Source organism: Leptolyngbya sp. FACHB-711 (assembly GCF_014695615.1).
Lineage (GTDB): Bacteria > Cyanobacteriota > Cyanobacteriia > Elainellales > Elainellaceae > Leptolyngbya_A.
This window is the reverse complement of record NZ_JACJOR010000061.1, coordinates 1-4,628: the sequence shown is the minus strand read 5'-3', so window position 1 is coordinate 4,628 and position 4,628 is coordinate 1. Positions and strand designations below refer to the sequence as shown.

Here is a 4,628-nt window from a genome sequence, read left to right as displayed (position 1 = left end):
ACAGCCCCTCCTCCTGTTTGCGGTTCTGGGAATTCTTCTAGGCTTTAAGCAGCAGAATTCCCAGAACTCATAGAGATAGGAGCATAGGTAGTACAGCTTGTCCCAGGCTACCTGACTTCAAGGAGGACGAGTAATCAGTTTTTGAACGGGTCAGGAAAACAATCTCTAATCTCAAACGGCAGCAGCAGAAACAAGCGATTGAGAACCCTTTTGGGTCTAGAACACCACTTGGTAAGCCAGATGAGCGGGTCTCCCACTTTAGGGAACTGGCGAACCTAAAGGGCAGTACCAGCAGACGTTGAGCAGGATGATTTCAGGTAACAAATGCCGCCATTAAACAAAGAAGCAGTAAACACTAGAGGAAGAGAAAGTAAGGTTGGGCTTGTTTACCTTATCATCCACTAGTTTTTGCGGCACAACCTAAATCCGTAGCAACTCCTGATAATACTGCTCTGATGCTTCAGGTAAAAAAGCCATTGGCCTCAAGGTTTGATGCTCAACCTTGAGTGCTCGCGTAACATGAATGCGGCTGAGAAAATCCAGATCGTGCGAAATTATCAGCAGCGCACCTTGGTAATAATTTAGAGCATTCACAATTTGATCAACTGTTGGAATGTCAAGATTGTTTGTTGGTTCATCTAGAATCAACCAATCGATTTGAGCAACGCTGATCATTGCCAGTGCCAATCGTGCTAGTTCACCGCCGCTCAAAACAGATGCCTTTTTGTTCACTGCCTGATCAAAAAAGAGAAAATGCCCCAACTGTTGACGCATTTGCTGATAGCCCAAAGCAGGATTGGCTGCTTGCATATTCTGCAAAACTGTGCGGTTGCGATAAATCAGTTCATAGCCCTGATCCAGATAAATCGCCTTCAAATTTGGCGACAGCAGCACTTCTCCTGCGATTAATTTGGCAGCATTAGAGCGGCGCAAAATGGCGTTGATCAAACTGGACTTTCCAGAACCGTTTGCCCCAGCGATCACAACGCGATCGCCTGCCACCAGATGAAACTGGATATCTTTGATCAGCGATTGATGGTTAACCTGAAGCGTGGCGTGGTGAACTTCAACCAGCTTGCGATGTTTGTGACTGCGTTCCTCCAGTTGAATTTGTGTTGCTTTTGTCGTTCTCAGTTTCGTCTCCTCTACTTTCTGTGCGGCAGTGGCGATGGTGGCTTCATGTTTTTGCTTCAGTTTGCCTGCGGTGACTTCTGCACTGCGCTTTCGTGCTCCGGCAACAATCGGCGGGAGACTCCCAGCCTGCCGACGACCATTGCGCTGAGACTGTGCCGCCCGCTGCTGCTCCTGCATTGCTGCTGCTTTTGCCTGTTTTAGCTCTTTGCGGGCAACTTCGTGCGATCGCAGTTTTACCTCTCGTTCGATTTGCTTCTGTTTCCGATAAGCGGAAAAGTTGCCGCCGTAAATCCGCAAGCCATCAGCAGTCAATTCCCATACGGTTTGAACAACCTGATCGAGGAACATCGGCTTGTGAGACACCATCACAAATGCGCCGCTAAACGATTCTAGCAATCGCCGCAGGGCTTCCAGTGCGTGGTAGTCGAGATGATTCGTTGGTTCATCTAGCAAGAGAATATCGGGGGTTTGTGCAAAGGCGATCGCCAGAAACAGGCGAGTTAGTTCGCCACCGCTGAGAGCGTGAACCGGAAGGGATAGATCAATCTGATTATGAAACTGGGTTTCCAGCAAGCCTGTCACTGTCCACCATTCTTCTGTCGTTTCCATCAGCATTTCCAGCACGGTTTTGTTAATCATCTGCTGATGAATTGTGCTGATTTGCGGTAAATAGTAAATCGAACCCTGTCGATGAATATTACCAGATGACGGCTGAAGCTGTCCTGCCAGAATTCGCAGCAGCGTGGACTTTCCCGTGCCATTAGCACCGACAAGCGCAATTCGATCACCGCTCTGCACCCTGAGTTGAACACAGCGAAATAGCATGCGATCGGGTGGCAGCATGCAGCTTAGACGATCTGCCAGTAAGCAGCAATGCTGTGGCATCATGCTTTCCTCCTAATAATGCAGTTGAGAAATTTTCAAACCAACGGTTTCACGTCCAATCTCGTCCAATCAGAGCAATAGACGAAAACGGAGAGTGTAATGATTCAGAACCAGTCTGAGTTACAGCGTTGTTAGGCTCATGGCAACTTTGTAGCGCAAATCTTTATGTACTACAGAATAGACTACATCCCGTAATTTATCAATTCCAAGCTCGAAGTCGTCAAAACGCTTCAGAAACAGCACTAGAATTTTCGGTTATGTCGCAAATTTCAGCGAATGGCAAGGTCGGCAGGACAATAAGCACATGCAGAATCTACCAGCAGATATATTCTCTCCACTATGATGCTCTCCAGAGGCTGCAAAACCAGGAGAAAGAGGTTGTGAGAATGTGCATTTAAGCAAAAAGGAGCAAATTTGATAGAAGCAATTAGCAGAATTAGCGAAAGGAGATTTTGAAAGGACCCAGCGGTAACGATATTGCTTTTGCTGCCTTTTTTAAGAGCTCCTGCGTCGTCGGCAACTCTGCAAAACGAGCCGCTTCAGGGGAACTCAAGGTAACAGTTCCTAGAGAAGAGCTACCTTCAGGAACAATAATCAGCAAGCGGAACGTATAGCTATCTTCTCGATTAAATGGTTGCAGGCTTAAATCAACCTGAGAACGGGGCTGACCAAAGCTAAACGGTGTGATAGGTTTAACTACTCGATGGCGATCGGGAGACTGAACTTCCATATGTACGATCGCAGCGTCAGACGCCAAGGCAATCCCGAACTCAAATTCATCAAAGTTCTGTCTGGACTGATTGGTTAGTTCCACCTGAACGGTGTGTAGGTCGCGGTAATTGTAGGAATTTTCGCCATTGGAAACTGTGATTAGCGACTGCAATTCCAGTGAACCAAAAAGGTCTTCAAGCTTCGGGATAATGTCAATTCTCTGTGCAATCACAGGTTTACGATCGAGGTAAGCAGCGATCGCACTACATCCCAGCACCCCTACTGCGATCCCACCGAGAAAAATAATTAGGGGAAGCGGTAGAAAGTGCCAGAGAAGTTGCCAAAGCGATTCAAGCATTGAGAGAGCAAAACAACCGTTAACGATGCAATCTTATCGCAGTTAAGGTTGACAATTTTGAGGTGAAGTAGCTTTAATCCAACCGCATACTGATCCCCCGTCTGGTGTACAGTGCCAAATTAGATGACATCGAGACAGATTAGTGCCGCTGAGCAAAACCTTCTCTGTGGAAGGAGCTCTTAGAGAGTTTACTCAATGACTTATCATCAAATCATCGGGATCGCTAAGCTGGCTTTAGGTAGAAAAGTAAACCAGGATTAGCTTCGCTTCTTTAGCAACACTAATTATGTCGCCAGGGCAAACAAAAAGTTACTGTACATTTTTCAAGCGGATGTCCCAATCCCCAACCCCTGCTTACTGCGCTGCAACTGCTGCCACAGCCCCTCGATCTGCTCATACGCATCCTCCGGCGACAGCTTCCCTGCCATCTCCAGGTTGGCAATATATCCCACGCGCTGAGCAAACTCTTGAAGGTTAGCATTAAACACCAACTGTTCTGGCTTAACCTCACCCCGATAACGGCTACAGGGATACAAAAACTCAGATCGATCCATCTATTGCCCCTCCTATCCATCATCCGCGAACGAATGAAAAGTGCTGGGCGTGCAGCCTCCTGACGGTGTCGGAGGCTCGGCGGCTGCATGATGCCGATCACGATGGGGACGGCTGCTGGAATGATGCGGTCTGCCGCAGGCGGCGATCGTATTACCGTAAGGGTCGGGGCAACCAGGTGCGGCGCAACCGCAGCTTGAGGAGGTGGTCGTGCCAATCCCGCCTGTGCCGTTTGTTGTGCTGCACACTTATGTGGAGAAGCCGCGTCAGCCCAACGATGAGATTGTAATTCATGCCCTATGTGCAGAGATGTGGGTGGGCAGTGAGCCGATCGCATTGACCCAGCCACAGCACACGTTTGGGTTGCCGCCCAGACTGGTGAAAGAGTATGCCCGACAGCTTCTGGAGGCGCTCTACCAGCAGTATGGCAACGGGCGGCGCAGTGGGTTTGAACGCTTTGCGCGGGAGGAACAGCACGCGATCGCTCAGTGCCCCATCCGCCCTTGCTCGTATCATGCGGAGCATCTTCAGTTTGTGGGAACGGGACGTAGTGGGTGAAAGCGAGGCAACTGGAATTGGATTTGTGGGAGCAACTGCAATTGGCGCAGCAAATGCCAGAGGCGATCGACCTGGCTCAGATACTAGATGCAGTGGAAGTAACAGCGGCACACCTGCCGGAAGCTGAACGATTGCGATTTGCTGGCGATGCCTTACTCCAGATTGCTGAACTGTGTGAGGCACGAGCTGGAGTGCTGATGACGCAGTGGGAGGAGTCATGCCGCGATCCGATTGTGGAGCAGGGCTTTTTCACTGATGTGGTGCGGCAGACGATGGCGGTGGATTTAAGCGACTTGATGGAGCCAGCCCGACCGCGCCAGCAAAGAGCAAAGCCGATTGCTAAACCGAAAGAATCGATTGCGGCTCCCGTTGACAAAGCAGCAGTGCTGGCAATGGTTGACCAGCTAGAAGCAGAAGACGAAGCAGCGCA

The 4,628-nt window shown here is 49.5% G+C and carries 5 protein-coding genes; 2 read left to right on the top strand and 3 right to left on the bottom strand.

The features are described 5' to 3' along the window. Window positions 1-420: 420 nt before the first annotated feature. From abc-f to H6F80_RS01370, 3 genes are all read right to left on the bottom strand, one after another. The gene (abc-f, locus tag H6F80_RS01380) at window positions 421-2,019 is read right to left on the bottom strand and encodes a ribosomal protection-like ABC-F family protein (RefSeq protein WP_190789830.1); all 1,599 of its coding nucleotides are present in this window, start codon (window positions 2,017-2,019) and stop codon (window positions 421-423) included. A 436-nt stretch (window positions 2,020-2,455) separates the two neighbouring features. Next, on the bottom strand, window positions 2,456-3,088 hold the full coding sequence (locus tag H6F80_RS01375; protein WP_190789829.1) for a hypothetical protein: 633 nt from the start codon (window positions 3,086-3,088) through the stop codon (window positions 2,456-2,458). A gap of 323 nt (window positions 3,089-3,411) precedes the next feature. Further along, a complete protein-coding gene (locus H6F80_RS01370) occupies window positions 3,412-3,642 on the bottom strand; it encodes a DUF7219 family protein (RefSeq protein WP_190789828.1) in 231 nt (76 codons plus the stop codon). 208 nt (window positions 3,643-3,850) lie between these two features. Here H6F80_RS01370 and H6F80_RS01365 point away from each other — a divergent pair, with 208 nt between their 5' ends. Beyond that, entirely contained in the window at window positions 3,851-4,198 is a 348-nt protein-coding gene (locus H6F80_RS01365) for a hypothetical protein (protein WP_190789827.1), read from the top strand. Next, the coding region (locus tag H6F80_RS01360; protein ID WP_190789826.1) for a hypothetical protein at window positions 4,195-4,628 on the top strand (434 nt) is incomplete at its 3' end. The genes H6F80_RS01365 and H6F80_RS01360, both read left to right, overlap by 4 nt.

Coding starts and splice junctions, on each gene's coding strand:
- abc-f (WP_190789830.1), bottom strand. CDS start 2,019: ATGCCACAGCATTGCTGCTTACTGGCAGATCGTCTAAGCTGCATGCTG.
- H6F80_RS01375 (WP_190789829.1), bottom strand. CDS start 3,088: ATGCTTGAATCGCTTTGGCAACTTCTCTGGCACTTTCTACCGCTTCCC.
- H6F80_RS01370 (WP_190789828.1), bottom strand. CDS start 3,642: ATGGATCGATCTGAGTTTTTGTATCCCTGTAGCCGTTATCGGGGTGAG.